Raw genomic sequence first — 17,211 nt, 5'->3', positions numbered from 1 at the left:
GACAAGAAGATTTCGTTGCGCAACCGCATCAAGCGTGCGGATGCCGAGGAAAAGTTCTGCTTCGACCTGCGCTCAGCGGACGGCGTCGGGCGGTGCGATGCGCACGCTGCGGCCGCTCTTGCAGGCCTCGACGATGGCCAGCGCGGCCTCGAGCGAGCGCACGCCGTCCTCGCCGCTCGCCGCGGGGCGGCCCCGTCCAGCCATGGCCTCGCAGAAGCGACGTACGCCCACCACGTACAGCCCCTCGTGCTCGACCGGCACGGCACGCTCGCCCTCGGCATCGCGCAGCAGCACCTGGCCCGCCGCCCTGACCGTCATCACGTCGCGCGCGACGATTGAGCCTTGTTCGCCATGGACCTCGAAGCCGGTGTCGGCGTGCCGTACGGTATAGGCGGCGTGGATCTGTGCGAGCACGCCATTGTCCATGCGCAGCACCGCCATCACGCCGTCTTCGGCGCCGTTCTTCGAGAGGAAGCCGGCCTGGGCCATGCCGATGGCTTCCACAGGCTCGGCCGCCAACGCGAAACGCAGGGTGTCGACCGCGTGCACGCCGATGTCGAGGATCACCCCGCCGCCGGCGGCCGGGTTGTCGACCCGCCAACCCTGAACCTGCGGCCGCAGGTAGATCGCGTGGAAGACGCGGGCGAACAGCGGCCGGCCGATCGCACCGCCGTCGATCAGCGCGCGCACCTTGCGATGCGTCGCCGCGTTGCGCAGGTGGTGGTTGGTGGCGAAGACCAGGCCGGCTTCGCGCGCGGCGGCGACCATTCGCTTCGCATCCTCGAGCGTGGTGGCCAGCGGCTTCTCGCACAGCACGTGCTTGCCCGCGGCCAGCGCGGCGAGCGCCTGGCTGCAGTGCTGTTCGTTGGTGCTGCTGATGTAGACCGCTTGCACGGCCGGGTCTTCCAGCAGCGCGGCGATGCCGCCGTAGCCGCGGGCGATGCCGTGCTCCTTGGCGAAAGCCTCGGCGCGCGCGGCATCGCCGCTGGCGACCGCCACCACGGCGTGGCCGGGCTGCGCGCGCACCGCGGCCAGCATGTGTTCGCGTGCGATGGTGCTGGCGCCGACGAAGCCCCAGCCGACGGATTCCTGACTCATGGTGCCGCTTCCTTCTGGTTCGACGATTCGACGGGCAGGAACATCTTGCCCGGGTTCATGATGCCCTTGGGATCGAGCGCCTGCTTGATCGCGCGCATCAATTCCACGCCCTCGCCGTGTTCGGCCACGAGCTGGTGCCGGCGGTGCAGGCCGATGCCGTGCTCGCCGGTGCAGGTGCCGCCGAAGTCGATGGCGCGCAGCGACACGCGCTCGGCCAATGCTTCGGCACGTTCGCGCTCTTCGCCGTTGGCCGGATCGAACAGGATGCCGAGGTGGAAGTTGCCGTCGCCCACGTGGCCCACCAGCGGCGCGACCAGGCCGCTGCGTGCCACGTCGTCGAGCGTCTGCGCGATGCATTCGGCCAGTTCGGCGATCGGCACGCAGGCGTCGGTGCCGATCATCCGGCAGCCCGGGCGCAAGGCCAGGTTGGCATAGGTCACGTCGTGGCGCGCCTTCCACAGGCGGCTGCGGTCCTCGGGCCGCTCGGCCCAGGCGAAGCCGCTGCCGCCGGCGTCGCCGGCCAGCTGCTCGACCATCTCGATCTGCTCGCGTACCGAGGCCGGCGTGCCGTGGAACTCGACGAAAAGAGTGGGCTGCGGCTGCATGCCTTCGAGCTTCGAGTAGGCGATGCAGGCGCCCATCTGCACGGCGTCGAGCAGCTCGATGCGCGCGACCGGGATGCCCATCTGCAGCGTGCCGATCACGGCCTGCATGGCGGCCTCGACGCTCGCGAACTGGCAGACCGCGGCCTGCACCGTCTCGGGCAGGCCCCACAGCCGCAGCTGCACTTCGGTGACGATGCCCAGCACGCCCTCGCCGCCCACGAACAGCCGCGTCAGGTCCAGCCCGGCCGCGGTCTTGCGCGCCCGCGTGCCGGTGCGCACGATGCGGCCGTCGGCCGTGACCACCGTGAGGCCAAGCACCGCGTCGCGCATGGTGCCGTAGCGCACCGCGGCGGTGCCGGAAGCGCGGGTCGACGCCATGCCGCCCAGGCTGGCGTTCGCGCCCGGGTCGATGGGGAAGAACAGGCCCTGGTCGCGCACGGCGGCGTTGAGCTGCAGGCGCGTGACGCCGGCCTGCACGCGGCAGTCCAGCGAATCGCCGCTCACCGTCAGGATGCGGTCCATGCGCGAGAGGTCGAGGCTGATGCCGCCATGCACCGCGGCCACGTGCGCTTCGAGCCCCGTGCCGGTGCCGTAGGGCACGATGGGGATGCCTGCGTCGTTGCAGCAGCGCGCGACGAAGGCCACCTCGTCGTTGTCCAGCGGGAACACCACCGCGTCGGGCCGGCTGCTGATGGGCACGCCCTCGCCGCCCCCGGCATGGTGGTCGAGCACCGCGCCGGCAATGGAGACGCGCTCGCCGAAGCGCTCGCGCAGCGCCGGCAGCAGGGCCTGCACGCGCTGCGCGGTCCGGGCGCGGTGGGGGTCAGGCGCCGAGGTAGGTCTGTCGGACATAGTCGTCATGCATCAGGCGCGCGGCCGGCCCTTCGAGGGCCACCGCGCCGTTCTCCAGCACGTAGCCGTGGTCGGATATGCCGAGCGCCGCATAGGCGTTCTGTTCGACGATGAGCACCGTGCGGCCGGTCTCCGCGATGCGGCGGATGTCGGCGAACATCTCGGTCGTGAGCTTGGGCGAAATGCCCATCGACGGCTCGTCCAGCAACAGCAGCGACGGGTTGGACATGAGCCCGCGGCCGATGGCCAGCATCTGCTGCTCGCCGCCGGACAGCACGCCGCCCATCATGTGCGCCTTCTTCGCGAGCACGGGGAAGAGGGCGCAGACCTCCTCGAGCGTGCGCGCCACGCCGGCGCGGTCCTTGCGGCGCACGTAGGCGCCGACCTCCAGGTTCTCCAGCACGGTCAAGGTGGAGAAGATGCGCCGACGCTGCGGCACGCAGGCTACGCCGGCGGCGATGATGGATTCGGTCGAGAGGCCCGCGATCGAGCGGCCATCGAGCTCGACGCTGCCCGTGGCCGGCCGCAGCCGCCCCATCACGAGGTTGAGCGTGGTGGACTTGCCCGCGCCGTTGGCGCCGATCAGCGACACCACCTGGCCGCGCCGCACCGACACGCTGACGCCGAACAGCACCTGCGCCTTGCCGTAGAAGGCATCGGCGGCGCGGATGTCCAGCACCATCGGCGCGTCGCCGGTGGGCGCAGCCACCGGGCGGGCCAGGTCGAGCACGGCCTGCGTCATCAGAAGCGCACCGTGGTCTTGACCGCCGGCTGGCCCTTCTGGATCTCGATGATGTTGATCTGGTGGTTGCAGTCGCCGTTGGCCTCGCAGCGGTAGTCGGCCAGCACGCCCTTGTGCTGGAGCTTGTTGAAGGCCTCGCGGACCTTCGCGGGCTCGGTGGAGCCGGCCTGGTTGATGGCCTTCGACAGCATCCAGGCCGCGTCGTAGTACGTGGCGGCGTAAAGCTCGGCTTCGGTCTTGGTGCGGGCCTCGTACTTCTTGACGAACTCCTGCACGGCCGGGTCGGGGTTGCCGGGCACGAAGTCGCTGGAACTCAAGGCGCCGTCGCCGGCATCGGCCGCGAGCTTGACGAAGACCGGCTGGCTCAGCGAGGTGCTGCCGGCGAACTTCATGGTCAAGCCCAGCTGCTTGGCCTGGCGCACGATCAGCGCGGCCTCGTTGTCGTGGGTCCACATGATCACCAGGCCCACGCCGGCATCGCGCAAGCGACCTAGCTGGGCCGAGAAGTCCTTGTCTTCGGGGTTGTGCGACTCCACGCGCACGGGCTTCAGGCCCGCGGCCTCGATCTGCTGGATCACGCGCGCCGAGCCGGCCTTGCCGAAGTCGTCGTTGATCGACAGCACGCCCAGCTTGTCGATCTTCAGCGTGTTGCGCGCGTACTCCACCAGCGCCTTGGCCTGCAGGTTGTCGTTGGCGCGGTTGCGGATCACGGTCTTGCAGTTGTTGGCGGTGACGGGCACGCCGCTGGCGCCGGTGACCGACACCGCGTTGTCGCAGTAGATCTTCTGGGTGGCGAGCTGCGCCACCGAGAAGTGCGGGCCGAGGAAGGCCTGCACCTTGTGCATCTTCACCAGCTTGTTCACGGCGTTGATGGCCACGTTGGGGTTGTCGGCCTGGTCGTCCTCGAACACCACCTTCATCGGCTTGCCGAGCACGCCGCCGCTCTTGTTGATTTCTTCCACCGCCATCTCGACGCCCTGCTTGAAGTAGCGGCCGAGGTTGGCGCGGGGCCCGGTGAGCGGTGCGGCGGCGCCGATGGTGACGCCCTCCTGCGCGGCGGCGGGCGCGGTCGCTGCCAGGCCGCCGGTGAAGGCCAGTGCGGCGGCGAGCGCGGCGAGGGGGCGGGTTGCGAATGCCATGTGTCGTGTCTCCGTTGTCGTTGGTGGTCGGGTGCAGTGAGGGGGTCAGGCCGTCCGCAGCGCCGGCAGCGCCGCGTCGTCCTGCGGATTTGGAAGGGCGTGCGCCGCGTCGTAGCCGGCGCGCTCGCCCAGGTAGGCCTCGATCACGGCCGGGTCGGCCTGGATGGCCGCGGGCGTGCCCTCGGCGATCTTTTCGCCGAGGTTCAGCACGACCACGCGGTCGCACATCGCCATCACCAGCTTGATGCGGTGCTCCACCACCAGCACGGTGGTGCCCTGCGCGCGCAGCCGCTGCAGAATGCCGGCCAGCTCCATGACCAGGCCGCCGCGCAGGCCGGCCGCGGGCTCGTCGAGCAGCAGCAGGCGTGGGCGCGTGACGGTGGCGCGGGCCAGCTCCACCAGCCGGCTCTGGCCGAAGGACAGGTCACCCGCGCGGCGCTCGGCCAGGAAGCCGATGCCCATCGCGTCGAGCGCCTCGCGGGCGGCGGTGCGTGCCGCTTCCTCGTTCGAGGCGGCCGCTTCGCCGCCGGGGGCGCGCCAGGCCAGCATCACGTTCTCGAGCACCGTCATCGAGTCCCACAGCCGCACGTTCTGGAAGATGCGCGCCACGCCGCGGGCATGGATGTCCCAGGGCGCGAGCCGGGTGATGTCTTCGCCGCCGAGTTCGATGGTGCCGGCGTCGGCTCGCACGATGCCCGAGCAGGCATTGATGAAGGTCGACTTGCCCGAGCCGTTGGGGCCGATCACGCCGAGGATTTCGCCTTCGCGCACGTCGAGGCCCACGTTCTGCAGCGCGTAGACGCCGCCGAAGTGCTTGGCCACGCCGCGCACGCGCATCAGCACGGGAGCGTCGTCGCCCGGTGGCATCGGCCGCGGGGGCTCCGGCGCGTCGGCGGGTGCCTCGGGCAGCCCCAGGATGCCGCCCGGCTGGCGACCATGCGCGGTGCGCGGCAGCCAGGGCGCGAGCAGCCAGTCGCCGACGATGCCCAGCCCGCGCGGCGCCACGAGCAGCACCACCACCACGCCGAGCCCGAAGGCCGCCATGTAGTAGAGCTGCAGGTCGCGCAGTGCCTCGGGCAGGATGGTGACCACCGCCGCGCCGAGCACCGTGCCGCCGATCGAGCCCAGGCCGCCGATCACCGTCATCAAGAGCAGCTTGATGCTCTCGGCAATCAGGAAGTTGTTGGGCGAGCAGAAGCCGTTGACCAGCACGTAGAGGCCGCCCGCCAGCGCACCGAACACGCTGCACAGCACGAAGGCGCGGATCTTGGTGGCGCGCGAGTTCACGCCCATCGATTCGGCCGCCAGCTCGTCGTCGCGCACCGCGCGCATCTGGCGGCCCAGCTTGTGGCCGTACAGGCGCAGCGCCACCGCGTACACCGCCACCATCGCGGCCAGCAGCGGCAGGTAGAGCTGCATGTCGGCATCCGCGCCGAGCCCGGCGAAGAGCGAGGGCGCGGGCACGTCGCGCAGGCCCATCGGGCCGCCGGTGACCTTGTCCTCGTTGAGCACCACCTGGCGGAAGATCTCGTTGAGCGCCAGCGTGACGATGGCGAGGTAGTGGCCCTTGATGCGCATCGACAGCAGGCCCAGCGCCACGCCGACCAGTGCCGCGATCACCATCGCGCCCGGCAGCGCCACCCACCACGGCAGGGCCAGGCGCACCATCGCGAGGCCGGTGGCGTAGGCGCCCACGCCCATCAGCGCGGCCTGGCCGAGCACGATCTGGCCGGTCATGCCGGTGGCGATGTTGAGGCCCAGCGCCGCGATGGCGGCGATCCAGGTCAGGTTGAGGATGTGCACCCAGTAGCTGCTGATGCCGCCGGCCCAGGGCAGCACGGCGAAGGCGGCGAGGATCGCGGCGAGCAGGAGCTTGCGTGTGGTCATCGTGGCTTCCTGCGTCATGCTCTGTCCGCTTGCCGCTCGGGCAGCAGGCCCTGTGGGCGCGCTGCGAGGAAGAGCAGCAGCAGCACGAAGGCGATGGCGTCCTTGTAGGTCGACGAGATCCAGTACGCGCCCAGGTTCTCGCCCACGCCCAGCAGCAGCCCGCCGACGATTGCGCCCGGGATGCTGCCGAAGCCGCCGATGATCATCGCGACGAAGCCCTTGAGGCCGACCATGCCGCCCATCTCGGTGGTCACGAAGAAGAGCGGTGCGAGCAGGATGCCGGCCAGCGCGGCCAGCACGCTCGAATAGGCGAAGGTGCCGGCCAGCACCTTCTGCACCGGGATGCCCATCAGCGCCGCGGTGTCGCGGTCTTGCGCGACGGCGCGCATCATCTTGCCCACCATGGTCCGGCGCAGCACGAGCTGCTGCAGCAGCGTCAGCACGACCACCACGCCGAGGATCAGCAGCTGCTGCCAGGCCACGGTGATGCCCAGGAACTGGAAGCCGCCCTGGCCCAGCGGGCTGGGGTACAGCAGCGGCTCGGGCCCGTAGATGATGTGCGCCATTTCCTTGAGGAAGATGCCCAGCCCGACGGTGGCGATGATCGATACCAGCGGCCGCTGCGACTGCAGCCGCGCGAACACCACGCGCGAGAACACGGCGCCCAGCAGCGCCATCACCACCGCCGCCGACAGCGCCGCGACGAGGAAGGGAAAGCCCAGGGCGGTGACGAAGGTGGCGACGAAGATGTAGGCCGAGAAGGTGACGAACTCGCCGGCCGCGAAGTTGACGATCGCCATCGTGCGCCAGACGAAGGCGTAGCCCAGTGCGATCAGCGCGTAGATGGCGCCCATGGCCAGGCCGCTGATGACGATCTGTCCCGTCATGCGCCGTCTCCGAGGATCGCGCCCTGCGCCTTCAGCGTGCGCTGCAGCAGCGTGACGTCGATGGCGCCGGGCGCCAGGCCGTCGTGCGCGGCCAGCGCGGCCGCGGTGCCGGCGGCCTGGCCCATGGCCATACAGGTGCCGGTGATGCGCGCGCTGGCCAGCGCCCGGCGCTCGGCCGAGATGCAGCGGCCGGCCACCAGCAGGCCGTCGATGCGCTCGGGCAGCAATGCGCCCAGCGGAATGTCGTAGCCGCCGGCCACGTGCTCGGCCGCGTCAAGGCTCGCGCCTTTCGGATCGTGGCTGTCGATCGGGAAGCCGCCGCGCAGCACGCCGTCGGCGAAGCGCGCGCCGCGGCGCACGTCGTCGTCGCGCAGCACCGTGCGGCCGCGGATGCGTCGGCTCTCTCGCACGCCCACGCAAGAGGCGCTGGCCGAGAGGAAGCAGTTCTGCGCGCCCGGGATATAGCGCCGGAAAAACTCGGTGAACTCCTGCACCTGGCGGCGCAGAACGACCTCGGCACGGCCCATCTCGTCGGCGCGCGTCGCGTCGACCGCGCAGCGCGTCACGTTGATCACCGCTTCGCCAGTGAGCGCCCAACCGCTGTAGTGCAGTTCGTTGCGCGCGAGCGAGACCACGCCATCGGCATGCGCCTGCTTCAGCTGCGGGCCGAAGCCCCACAGGTTGACGTGCGCCTCGCCGCGCAGTGCAGCAGGTGCGACGCCCAGCTTGAACTGTTCGGGATGCGCGTCGACGTGGTCGAGCAGCGCCGCATGGTCGATGCCGCCCAGCTTGAAGAGCAGGCTCACGGGTTGCGTGTCGCCTGCGCCAGTTTGCTCGGACAGGAAGGCGCAACCTGCGCGCTCGGCCACGTCGGCGTCGCCGGTGCAATCGACCACCGCGCCGGCGGCGTAGGCGGTGCGGCCGGACTTGTTCTCGACGATGACGGCCGTGAGCCGGTCTCCGTCGCGCAGCACTTGAACCACCGGCGAGAACATCAGCAGGTCCACGCCCGACTCGTGGCACATGGCGGTGACCACCGACTTGAAAAGCTCGTGGTTCACCGGCACGCGCGACAGCGTGTAGCCGGTGTCGTCGCGCACGTGGCCCGGCGAGGCGCCCGCGGCCACGAGCCGGTCGACCAGCTCCTGCGGCAGGCCGCCGACGATGCGCGTGCCGCGTGCGTCGAACCAGCCGGCGCTGTGCTCCAGCAGCTGCGAGGCGATGTGCCCGCCCAGGAAGCCGCCGCGTTCCACCAGCAGCGTGCGCGCGCCGTTGCGCGCGGCTGCGATGGCGGCAATGACGCCGGCCGTGCCGCCGCCGGCCACGACCACCTGGTAGTCGTCGACCAGCGGGGTGCGGCGCGCGGGTTCGTCGATGTGCCGCAGCGCCATCACTTGGCCGCCGCGCGGGCTTCCTGCACCGCCTTGTCCATCGCGTCGGCGATGTCCTCGCCGACTTCCTTGCGGTACTTGTCGATCACCGGCTGCGCGGTCTGGCGCATCTTGGCCAGCTCGGCGGGCGCGACTTCGTTGACCTGCAGGCCGGCCTTCTTGACCGTGGCGAGCGACTGCGCGTCCTGGTCGCGCGAGACCTTGCGCTGGTAGAGCTTGGCTTCCTCGGCGGCGGCGGTGAGCAGCTGGCGCTCGTCGGGCGTGTACTGGTCCCAGATCTTCTTGCTGAACATGATCATCATGGGGTTGTACATATGGTTGGTGATCGACAGGTACTTCGACACCTCGTAGAACTTGTTCACCTCCACGTTGGAGATCGGGTTCTCCAGCGCGTCGACGGTGCGCGTCTCCATCGCGGTGTAGAGCTCCGAGAAAGGCATGGCCACCGGGTTCGCGCCGAGCGTGCGGAAGAAGTCGACGTAGATCGGCGACTGGATCACGCGGATCTTCAGGCCCTTGATGTCCTCGGCCTTGACGATCGGGCGCTTGGTGTTGGCGACGCTGCGAAAGCCGATGTCCCACCAGCTCAGGTTGACCAGGCCCTGCGCCAGCGTGCGCTCGTTCATGCGCTTGCCGAAGGGGCCATCGACCACCGAGTCGGCCTCTTTCGCGTTGGCGAACAGAAAGGGGAAGTCGAAGATGCCGAAGGCCTTGTCGCGGCCCACCAGCAGGCCGGCGCTGATGGCCGTCATCTCGACCGTGCCGCCCTGCAGCGACGAGATGACCTGCAGGTCGCCGCCCAGCACGCCGGCCGGGAACAGCTGCACGTTGATCTTGCCGCCGCTCTTCTGCGCCACGATCTCGGCGAAGCGCTTGGCGCCGATGCCCTGCGAATGCTCGGCGTTGTTGACGAAGGCGAACTTGATCTGGCGCTGGTTGATGTCGGCGGCCTGGGCGCCGGCAGCCAGCAGGGCGAGCGCGGCGCTGGGCAGGGCCGCGAGCCAGCGGCGGAGCGATGGACGGGTGGTCATGAGAGTCTCCTTGTTGTGAAGGTCGATGCGGACTTCAGTGCAGCCACTTGAGCGGCACGAGCACGATGCTCGGGAACAGCACCAGCAGGAAGAGCACGATGAGCTGCGCGATCATGAAAGGCATCACGCCCTTGATGACGTCGCCCATCGGCACCTTGGCCACGCCGCTCGCCACGTTGAGCACCGTGCCGACCGGCGGGGTGATGAGGCCGATCGCGTTGTTGATGACGAACAGCACGCCGAAGTACACCGGGTCGATGCCGGCTTCCTTGACCATCGGCATCAGCACCGGCGTGAGGATCAGGATGGTGGGCGCGAAGTCGAGCGCGGTGCCCACGATCACCACCAGCACCATCAGCGCGAACATCAGCAGCGTCGGGTTGCCCAGGAAGGGCCGCATCATCTCGGTCACCTGCGCGGGGATGTTGGCCATGGCGATCAGCCAGGCCGACACCAGCGCCGCGGCCACCATGAACATCACGACCGCGGTGGTCTTGGCGGCCGAGAGCATCACGCCGTAGAGCATGTTCCATTGCAGCTCGCGGTAGATGAACTTGCCGACGATGAAGGCGTAGGCGGCGGCGACCACGGCCGCCTCGGTGGGCGTGAACACGCCGAACTTCAGGCCGCCGACGATGATCATCGGCAGCACGAAGGCCCAGAAGCCCCGCACGGTGAGCCGCACGCGCTCGGCCATCGGCATCGACGTGGTCACGGCCACCTTGTCGCGACGCGCGACGATGAACCAGGTCACGGCCAGTGCCAGGCCCAGCAGGATGCCCGGCACGATGCCGGCGATGAAGAGCTTGGTGATCGACACGCCGCCGGCCACGCCGAACAGCACCAGCCCGACCGAAGGCGGGATCACCGGCGCGATGATGCCGCCGGCCGCGATCAGCCCGGTGGAGCGCGGGATGTTGTAGCCGGCGCTGCGCATCATCGGGATCAGCAGCGCGGCGATGGCGGCGGTGTCGGCAATGGCCGAGCCCGAGATCGAGGCCATCATGATCGAGGCCGCCACGGCCACGTAGCCCAGGCCGCCGCGCAGGTGTCCGACCCAGGCCAGCGCCGCGTCGACGATGCGCTTCGACATGCCGCCCTGGTTCATCAGCTCGCCCGCGAGCAGGAAGAAGGGCACGGCCATCAGCGGGAAGTTGTCCGCGCCGCTGACCAGGTTCTGCGCGACGATCTGGGCGTCGAAATTGCCCATGAAGACCATCAGCGCGAGGCCGCAGACGATCAGCGCGAACGCGATCGGCATGCCCAGCATCATGGCGCCGATGAGGGAGCCGGCGAAAACGGCGACGGTCATGGCCGGCCTCCTGCGACGGCGGCTTGCGCCGGTGTGCTGCGAGCCGGGTTGGCTTCGTCGGCGGTGGTGGCGTCGATGACGGCCTGCTCTTCCGATTCGGCGATCTGGATCAGCTCGTCGTCGCGGATGCGGCCGGTGAGGAGCCGCCACAGCTTGGCGACGATGAGCAGCGCCATCGAGCCGGCACTGACGTAGGCCACGCCGAACACCCATTCCAGCGGCAGTTCGGACACGGGCGCGAGGTTGCCCACGTTGATGTCGTGCTGCTGCCAGGTGCCCCAGAAGAAGAGCACGCAGCACAGCAGCATGAGGCTCTCGCTCAGGCCCAGGCAGATCTTGCGGCCCAGCACCGGCAGCTTGCGCACCAGCATGTCGACGCCCAGGTGGGCGTTCTCGCGCATGCCGGTGACGGCGCCGAGGAACACCAGCCAGACGAAGAGGAAGCGCGAGAGTTCCTCCGACACGGTGATGCCGGAATTGAAGCCGTAGCGCAGGATGACGTTGCCCAGCACCATGATCACCATGGCGCCGAGGCAGAGCACGAGCACCAGCTCGATCAGCTTGAAGTAGGCATCGGCGATGCGGTCGAGCGCACCGCGCTGCGCGTTGTCAGCGGGCTTTGTTTGCATGAGATGTCCTCGAAGAGGGCGGGCGGCCTGCGCGTTCCGGCACGGGCCGCGCCGCGATCACTTGGCGGCGACGCGCTGCTTCTGCGTTTCGGCGTAGAACTGGCGCGCGAAGTCTTCGCCCACGCGCTCGTTCTGGCGGTCGATCACCGGCTTCAGGCGCACGGCCATGCGCTCGCGCTCGGCCAGCGACACCTCGTTGACCTGCATGCCGGCCTTCTTGCTGGCTTCGAGCCATTGCTTCTCGAGCAGGGCGAGCTGCTGGCGCTTGTACTGTTTGGCCTCGGTGGCGGCGGCCATCACCATGGCCTGCTCGTCCTTCGAGAGCTTGTCCCAGGTCTTGCGGCTCATCAGCAGGCCCTCGGAATTGATCGAGTGCTGCGTGAGGCTCATGAACTTCTGCACTTCCTGCATGCGCATGGTGACGATCTGCGCGAGCGGGTTCTCCTGGCCGTCCACCGCCTTGGTCTCGAGCGCGGTGTAGACCTCGGTGACGGGCATCGGCGTCGGGTTGGCGCCGAGCTGCTTGAACATGTCGATGTACATCGCGTTCTGGATCACGCGCAGCTTGAGGCCGTCGAAGTCTTCCCACTTGGTGATGGGGCGCTTGCTGTTGGTGGTGTTGCGGAAGCCGTTGTGCGTGTAGCCCAGCACGACCCAGCCTTTTTCGTAGGCCTTGTCGGCCAGCAGCTTGCCCATGGCGCCGTCCATGGTGCGGTCGAACTCCTCGCCGGACTGGAAGACGAAGGGGAAGTCGAGGATCGCCATCTCCTTGATCTGGCCGGCCATGGTGGCGGTGCCGGTGGTCATCACGTCCTGCGTGCCGGCCTGCAGCTGCTGTTGCTGCTGCATGTCGGCGCCGAGCACGCCGCTGTTGTGCACGGTCATCTTGAGCTTGCCTCCGCTCTTCTGCGCCAGCACCTCGGAGAACTTGTTGAGCAGCAGCGCGGCCGGGTGGTCGGGCGCCATGCTGGTGCCGGCCTTGAGATCGCGGGACTGGGCTTGCGCGGCCATCGGCAGCGCGAGCGACAGGGCGAGCGGCAGCGCGGCCATCAGTACGCGGCGGCGGGCGGAGGCCAGGAAGGGGCGGGTGGTGGTGTCGGTCATGGTCGGGGTCCTTTCATCGGGGTGCGGCGGCGGTGCGTCGCTTGTCTCTTGAATGTGCGCCTACAGGGCTTCGGTCATGCGCAGCACGGCGACCATGCCCGGGTCGTCCATGCCCATCGACTTCTCGGCGAACATGCGCGCGCGACCGATGCGGTTGGGTTTGTCGCGGAAGGCGTCGAGCGCTCCTGCGGCGGCGGTGCGGGCAGTGGCGCGCAGGTCGTCGCCGTCCTTCGCAGCGGCGATGGCCCGCGCGATGGCGTCGAGCGCGTCGAGCATGGTCTTGTCGCCCAGCGCGGCACCGCCGCGGGCCGACAGGGTCTGCACGGTCTGCGTGAGCAGGGCCGCCAGGTCTGCACGGCTCAGCGTGTCGCGCGGCGGCACCCACTTGGCAGCGCCCAGGAAGGCCACCGCCAGCAGCGTGCCGAAGCTGGAGCCCGAGGCCTTGGCGCAGGCCTGGGCCGCGCCTTTGAACAGCTCGTCGAGCCGCTCGGGCAGGCCGGGCAGCGCGGCGTCGATGTTGGCCGCGCACTTCTCGAGCGTGGCGCCCAGGTCGCCGTCGCCCAGGCGCCCGTCGAGCGCGTTGAGCTCGGGCGCGGCGGCGGCCATGGCCTTCGACCAGCGACCGAGCGCGGACTTGAGCATCGTCGCGTCCATCTCAGACCTTCCAGAAGGGGCAATCGGCAGGCGCCTGGAGCAGCGCCTCGAGTTCGGCGTCCAGCGGCATCAGCGACAGCGAAGCGCCGGCCATCTCCATCGAGGTGGCATAGCGGCCCACCAGCGGCATGACCGGTGTCACGCCCAGGTCGGCCAGGCGGCTCGCGATGCGGCGGTAGAGGATGTAGAGCTCTTCGTGCGGCGTGGCGCCCAGGCTGTTGACCAGCACGGCCATGCGCGCGCCGCGCGTGGCGCCCAGTTCGGGCAGCAGGCGGTCGAGCATCTCGTCGGCCAGTGCGTCGGCGCTCTTGAGATTGCCGCGCCAGATGCCGGGCTCGCCATGGATGCCCATGCCGAACTCGACCTCGTCGTCGGCGATCTCGAAAGTGGCCTTGCCGGATTCCGGGACGATGCACGGCGTGAGCGCGACGCCGATGGAGCGCACCGCGTCGGCGGCCTTCTGGGCGGCGGCATGCACTTCGGCCAGGCTGGCGCCGGCCGCGGCCCGCGCGCCGGCGATCTTGTAGACGAAGACGAGGCCGGCCACGCCGCGGCGCTTCTCGCGCTGGTCCGCGGGCGCGCTGGCCACGTCGTCGGCCACGCGCAGCGAGGCGACCGACTTGCCTTCGAGCTCCAGGAACTCCTGGGCCATGTCGAAGTTCATGCGGTCGCCGCCGTAGTTGCCGTAGAGCGCGAGCACGCCGGCGCCGCTGTCGCACTGCGAGAGCGCGAGCTGGCAATCGGCCACGCGGGGCCCGGCGAACACGTTGCCGACGGCGCAGCCGTCGAGCAGGCCGTTGCCGATGTAGCCCAGGAACACCGGCAGATGGCCCGAGCCGCCGCCGGTGACGATGCCCACCTTGCCGGCCACCGGCCCGCCCGCGCGCACCACGACGCGCCGGTCGTCGCCGGTGAGCGCGAAGTGGCCGGCATGCGCCGCGCACAGGCCTTCGAGCATCTCGTCGACGTAGGCCGAAGGCTGGTTGAGGATCTTCTTCACAGGGTGTCTCCTGATGTCGTTCGCGGCCGGGGCGCGGGCCCCGGCGCGTGGGCGGCGTGTCAGCCCAGCAGGGGCTGCAGCGTCTTCTTGATGGCGTCCTTCTGCGCTTCGGTCACGCGCATCATGGGCGCGCGGGGCTCGAACATCGACACGCCCTGCAGGTGCTGGATGTACTTCACGCAGGCCGGCAGGTTGTCGTGGTTGAGGCTGTTCCACAGCGCGTTGAGCTTGAAGTGGATTTCGCGCGCGGTGTCGTGGTCGTTGGCGGCCACGGCCTTCTGCAGCTTGACGATGACGCCCGGCACGGCGCTGGTCAGCGCGGTGATGGCGCCGTGCATGCCGAGGCAGAAGCCGGGATAGAGCAGCGCGTCGACGCCCGAGAGCACCAGGTTGTCGGGCTTGCAGCGCAGCAGCAGGTCGGACACCGACTTGAGGTCGCCGCCGCTCTGCTTCATGCCGACCACGCCCGGCACTTCTTCCATGATCCGCAGCATCAGGTCGACGCTGAGGTAGTTCCACGGGATCACGTTGTAGATGAGGATCGGGATGTTGGTCGCTTCGTGGATCGCGCGGAAGTGCTCGATGGTCGCTTCGGCATCGGGCTTGAACAGGTAGTGCACGGGCGTGACCTGCAGTGCCTCGATGTTCAGGCCCTTCAGGCGGTTGGTGCGCACGATGGCGTCGCGCGTGCTCTGCACGATCAGGCCGGCCACGAAGGGCACGCGGCCGTTGGTGGCTTCGTAGGCCTCGCGCATCACGGCCTCGTATTCGGCGTCGGTCAGCGTGTGGCCTTCGCCGGTGCTGCCGCCGGCCACCACCGCGCGGGCACCCGCGCCGATGATGAAGTCGATCTGTTCCTTCAGCCCGCCCTTGACCAGGTCGCCCTTGGCGTCGAAAGGCATGGTGATGGGAGGCAGCACGCCGGTGAGCTTCTGGCGCAGGGAAGAGGGGCTGGATGTGGTCACGAGAAATCCTTTGAGTGGCAGGGACGGGGCCGGACGGTCCGGCCCTCGGGAGGCATTGGCAGCGGCGGGTCAGGGCCGCTGGGGCTTTCGACGTTGAACTTTCAGCGTTCCGGAATCCGGTACAACGTTCCGTAATTGTGCGGATTCGAAAAAGCCTGGCCTATCCGGGAAAACCCGGCGTAAGAAGAAAAGCAGGGAGGGCTGGGCCCCGGATCAGGCGGCTTCGACGTAGCCCAGGTGGCGCGACACCGAGTCGGCCGTCTGCATCACGAGCCCCGACAACTGGTGCGTGCGCTCCGGCGTCATGCGGTCGGCCGGCCCGGTGATGCTGACGGCCGCGAACACCTGGCCGCCCGCATTGCGAATGGGTGCGGCGACGCAGCGCACCCAGACCTGGTGTTCCGAATCGTCGATGGCGTAGCCGCGTTCGCGCGTGGCCGAGAGGTCGGCGTTGAGCGCCTCGGCAGTGGTCAGCGTGTTGGCGGTGAAGGGCCGCATGCCCGCGGCCACGATGCGGTCGATGACCTCCGGCCCCTGGAAGGCCAGCACCGCCTTGCCCACGCTGGTGCAATAGGCGGGCGCGGATTCGGTACCGCTCAGGTTGCGCGCCGGGGCGCGTTCCTGCGGCTCCTCGCGCTCCACCACGATCACGTTGTAGCCGTCGAACACGCCCAGGTGCACCGTCTCGCCGGCCAGGCGCGAGAGGCGGTCCATGAAGGGCTTGGCCTCGCGCATGAGGTCCATGTTGGTCAGCGCCAGGTTGCCCAGCTCGAACAGCCGGATGCCCAGGCCGTAGAGGCCGCTGCGGGCTTCCTGCTGGATGAAGCCGATCTCGCGCAGCGCGCTCAGCATGCGGTGGGCGGTGGCGCGCGGCAGGCCAGCCGACTGCGCCACCTGCGCCAGGCTGAGCGCCCGGTTCACCGTGCTGAAGCTGCCGAGGATGTCCATCATCTTGCCGAAGGACTGGATGCGGTTCTTGTCGTCGGGGCTGGGGGTCTTGGGGGTGTCGGCCATGTCTCTGGATTCTGCTTGTCGCGGGATGAGCCGCACTTTAGCGTGTCCGGAATCCGGAATCAAGATTCTTTTTGCACAGGGCGCACAAGCCGCACACGCCGCCCGCAACCTGCCCATCAGGGCAGGTGCCCGGCCACTTGCACGCGGTGGGCGCGGACGCCAACTGAGCCGGATGCTGGATGCCGACCCCGATCCCCTCGATTCGCCCGATCACCTCCACCCTGTGGAGCCGCCCGGCCCCGAGCCGGACGACGCGCTGATGGACGCCTACTCCCGTGCCGTCGCCGACGTGGCCGATCGCGTCGGGCCTGCGGTGGTCCGGGTTCAGGTCCAGGCGGGAGCCGCCGGCCGGCGCGGCGGCTTCGGCTCCGGCGTGGTGATCGCGGGCGACGGGCTCGTGTTGACCAACAGCCACGTGGTGGCCGGCGCGCGCCGCGCGCGCATCGGCCTGGGTGACGGAAGCGAGCGCGAGGCCGACGTGCTGGGCGACGACCCGGCGACCGACCTCGCGCTGCTGCGCACCGAGCTGCCGCGCGGCGCCACCGTCGCCGTGCTCGGCGATTCGAAGCGGCTGAAGCGCGGCCACCTGGTGGTGGGCATCGGCAACCCGCTGGGCTTCGAGTCGACCATCACGGCGGGCATCGTCTCCGCGCTCGGGCGCTCGCTGCGTTCGCAGAGCGGGCACCTGATCGACGACGTGATCCAGACCGATGCCGCGCTCAACCCCGGCAACTCGGGCGGCGCGCTGGTGGCGGCCTCGGGGCAGGTCGTGGGCATCAACACGGCCATGATCGCGGGCGCGCAGGGGCTGGCCTTCGCAGTGTCGAGCAACACGGCGCGATTCGTGATCGGAGAGTTCATCGCGCACGGCCGCGTGCGGCGCGCCCACCTGGGCATCGCG

General features: G+C 69.6%; 15 protein-coding genes and 1 pseudogene. 1 reads left to right on the top strand and 15 read right to left on the bottom strand.

The annotated features are described in order from the left end of the window. Window positions 1-72 precede the first annotated feature (72 nt). The 15 genes from B0W80_RS21700 to B0W80_RS21630 form a co-directional block, all read right to left on the bottom strand. Entirely contained in the window at window positions 73-1,098 is a 1,026-nt protein-coding gene (locus B0W80_RS21700) for a Gfo/Idh/MocA family protein (protein WP_077001235.1), read from the bottom strand. Beyond that, window positions 1,095-2,555, bottom strand: coding sequence for an FAD-binding oxidoreductase (locus B0W80_RS21695; RefSeq protein WP_218668932.1), 1,461 nt, complete (start codon window positions 2,553-2,555; stop codon window positions 1,095-1,097). The genes B0W80_RS21700 and B0W80_RS21695 overlap by 4 nt, the downstream gene beginning before the upstream one ends. Beyond that, complete coding sequence (locus B0W80_RS21690; protein ID WP_256856644.1) at window positions 2,527-3,297, bottom strand: ABC transporter ATP-binding protein; 771 nt, start codon at window positions 3,295-3,297, stop codon at window positions 2,527-2,529. Before B0W80_RS21690 ends, B0W80_RS21695 begins: the two co-directional genes overlap by 29 nt. Then, a complete protein-coding gene (locus B0W80_RS21685; RefSeq protein WP_077001234.1) occupies window positions 3,297-4,436 on the bottom strand; it encodes an ABC transporter substrate-binding protein in 1,140 nt (379 codons plus the stop codon). The genes B0W80_RS21690 and B0W80_RS21685 overlap by 1 nt, the downstream gene beginning before the upstream one ends. 45 nt (window positions 4,437-4,481) lie before the next feature. Next, window positions 4,482-6,323 (bottom strand): ATP-binding cassette domain-containing protein, encoded by a 1,842-nt coding sequence (locus tag B0W80_RS21680; protein ID WP_179106993.1) that lies wholly within the window; start codon window positions 6,321-6,323, stop codon window positions 4,482-4,484. A gap of 14 nt (window positions 6,324-6,337) precedes the next feature. After that, complete coding sequence (locus B0W80_RS21675; protein ID WP_077001232.1) at window positions 6,338-7,210, bottom strand: branched-chain amino acid ABC transporter permease; 873 nt, start codon at window positions 7,208-7,210, stop codon at window positions 6,338-6,340. Beyond that, window positions 7,207-8,601, bottom strand: coding sequence for an FAD-dependent oxidoreductase (locus B0W80_RS21670; RefSeq protein WP_077001231.1), 1,395 nt, complete (start codon window positions 8,599-8,601; stop codon window positions 7,207-7,209). The genes B0W80_RS21675 and B0W80_RS21670 overlap by 4 nt, the downstream gene beginning before the upstream one ends. Further along, on the bottom strand, window positions 8,601-9,632 hold the full coding sequence (locus tag B0W80_RS21665) for a TRAP transporter substrate-binding protein (protein WP_077001230.1): 1,032 nt from the start codon (window positions 9,630-9,632) through the stop codon (window positions 8,601-8,603). The genes B0W80_RS21670 and B0W80_RS21665 overlap by 1 nt, the downstream gene beginning before the upstream one ends. Before the next feature lie 34 nt (window positions 9,633-9,666). Then, a complete protein-coding gene (locus B0W80_RS21660; protein WP_077001229.1) occupies window positions 9,667-10,944 on the bottom strand; it encodes a TRAP transporter large permease in 1,278 nt (425 codons plus the stop codon). Further along, a complete protein-coding gene (locus B0W80_RS21655; RefSeq protein ID WP_077001228.1) occupies window positions 10,941-11,573 on the bottom strand; it encodes a TRAP transporter small permease in 633 nt (210 codons plus the stop codon). Before B0W80_RS21655 ends, B0W80_RS21660 begins: the two co-directional genes overlap by 4 nt. A gap of 57 nt (window positions 11,574-11,630) precedes the next feature. Next, complete coding sequence (locus B0W80_RS21650) at window positions 11,631-12,677, bottom strand: DctP family TRAP transporter solute-binding subunit (protein WP_077001227.1); 1,047 nt, start codon at window positions 12,675-12,677, stop codon at window positions 11,631-11,633. 60 nt (window positions 12,678-12,737) lie between these two features. After that, window positions 12,738-13,331, bottom strand: a complete 594-nt coding sequence (locus B0W80_RS21645; protein ID WP_077001226.1) for a DAK2 domain-containing protein — start codon at window positions 13,329-13,331, stop codon at window positions 12,738-12,740. 1 nt (window position 13,332) lies between these two features. Then, a complete protein-coding gene (locus tag B0W80_RS21640) occupies window positions 13,333-14,331 on the bottom strand; it encodes a dihydroxyacetone kinase subunit DhaK (protein ID WP_077001225.1) in 999 nt (332 codons plus the stop codon). A 59-nt stretch (window positions 14,332-14,390) separates the two neighbouring features. Next, complete coding sequence (locus B0W80_RS21635; protein ID WP_218668931.1) at window positions 14,391-15,296, bottom strand: dihydrodipicolinate synthase family protein; 906 nt, start codon at window positions 15,294-15,296, stop codon at window positions 14,391-14,393. A 213-nt stretch (window positions 15,297-15,509) separates the two neighbouring features. Continuing rightward, window positions 15,510-16,310 (bottom strand): IclR family transcriptional regulator, encoded by an 801-nt coding sequence (locus B0W80_RS21630; RefSeq protein WP_077001224.1) that lies wholly within the window; start codon window positions 16,308-16,310, stop codon window positions 15,510-15,512. On the opposite strand from B0W80_RS21630, the pseudogene B0W80_RS36505 reads away from it, so the two are divergent. Beyond that, window positions 16,237-17,070 (top strand): annotated as a pseudogene (locus tag B0W80_RS36505) (S1C family serine protease); the annotation flags it as partial. The gene B0W80_RS21630 and the pseudogene B0W80_RS36505 overlap by 74 nt on opposite strands. Between the last annotated feature and the right edge of the window lie 141 nt (window positions 17,071-17,211).

Source organism: Variovorax sp. KK3, from assembly GCF_001984055.1.
In the GTDB taxonomy this organism is placed as follows: Bacteria; Pseudomonadota; Gammaproteobacteria; order Burkholderiales; family Burkholderiaceae_C; genus Variovorax.
The sequence above is the reverse complement of the archived record's forward strand: the minus strand, read 5'-3'. Positions and strand labels throughout refer to the sequence as shown.

Excerpts from the sequence above, each read along its gene's own strand:
- B0W80_RS21690 (WP_256856644.1), bottom strand. The coding sequence starts at position 3,297 with ATGACGCAGGCCGTGCTCGACCTGGCCCGCCCGGTGGCTGCGCCCACC.
- B0W80_RS21660 (WP_077001229.1), bottom strand. The coding sequence starts at position 10,944 with ATGACCGTCGCCGTTTTCGCCGGCTCCCTCATCGGCGCCATGATGCTG.
- B0W80_RS21655 (WP_077001228.1), bottom strand. The coding sequence starts at position 11,573 with ATGCAAACAAAGCCCGCTGACAACGCGCAGCGCGGTGCGCTCGACCGC.
- B0W80_RS21680 (WP_179106993.1), bottom strand. The coding sequence starts at position 6,323 with ATGACCACACGCAAGCTCCTGCTCGCCGCGATCCTCGCCGCCTTCGCC.
- B0W80_RS21665 (WP_077001230.1), bottom strand. The coding sequence starts at position 9,632 with ATGACCACCCGTCCATCGCTCCGCCGCTGGCTCGCGGCCCTGCCCAGC.
- B0W80_RS21700 (WP_077001235.1), bottom strand. The coding sequence starts at position 1,098 with ATGAGTCAGGAATCCGTCGGCTGGGGCTTCGTCGGCGCCAGCACCATC.
- B0W80_RS21685 (WP_077001234.1), bottom strand. The coding sequence starts at position 4,436 with ATGGCATTCGCAACCCGCCCCCTCGCCGCGCTCGCCGCCGCACTGGCC.
- B0W80_RS21630 (WP_077001224.1), bottom strand. The coding sequence starts at position 16,310 with ATGGCCGACACCCCCAAGACCCCCAGCCCCGACGACAAGAACCGCATC.
- B0W80_RS21650 (WP_077001227.1), bottom strand. The coding sequence starts at position 12,677 with ATGACCGACACCACCACCCGCCCCTTCCTGGCCTCCGCCCGCCGCCGC.
- B0W80_RS21675 (WP_077001232.1), bottom strand. The coding sequence starts at position 7,210 with ATGACGGGACAGATCGTCATCAGCGGCCTGGCCATGGGCGCCATCTAC.
- B0W80_RS21695 (WP_218668932.1), bottom strand. The coding sequence starts at position 2,555 with ATGTCCGACAGACCTACCTCGGCGCCTGACCCCCACCGCGCCCGGACC.
- B0W80_RS21645 (WP_077001226.1), bottom strand. The coding sequence starts at position 13,331 with ATGGACGCGACGATGCTCAAGTCCGCGCTCGGTCGCTGGTCGAAGGCC.
- B0W80_RS21670 (WP_077001231.1), bottom strand. The coding sequence starts at position 8,601 with ATGGCGCTGCGGCACATCGACGAACCCGCGCGCCGCACCCCGCTGGTC.